The 328-nt window shown below is 62.2% G+C and carries 1 protein-coding gene; it reads left to right on the forward strand.

The features are described from left to right. Positions 1 to 46: 46 nt before the first annotated feature. Positions 47 to 328 (forward strand): ABC transporter permease (locus DKT72_RS19100; protein WP_162623393.1); only part of this gene is annotated, 282 nt, incomplete at its 3' end.

Genomic DNA, 328 nt, shown 5'->3' on the forward strand with positions numbered 1-328 from the left:
CGAACGCGGTGCCTGACGGCGCCGATGAAAATGAGGAGACGCAGGCATGAGCGGCGATCTGGGCAATTCCTACAACATCGATATCTGGGGTCTGCTCATCGCGCTGGGCATGGTGGCCGTGGCGGCCATCATCAGCGAACTGATGCACATGGGCATCGGCAAGACCCTGATGTGGTCGTCGTGCCGCGCATTGGTGCAGCTGTGCGCCATGGGCTTCATCATCGGCTACGTGATCCGGTCGAACAGCGTATGGATGGTGTTCGCCCTGATGGCGGTAATGCTGGTGGCGGCCGTGCAGATCGTGATGTCCCGCGCACGCGGCATCCCC

It is taken from the genome of Confluentibacter sediminis (genome assembly GCF_003258355.1).
Classification (GTDB): domain Bacteria; phylum Bacteroidota; class Bacteroidia; order Flavobacteriales; family Flavobacteriaceae; genus Confluentibacter; species Confluentibacter sediminis.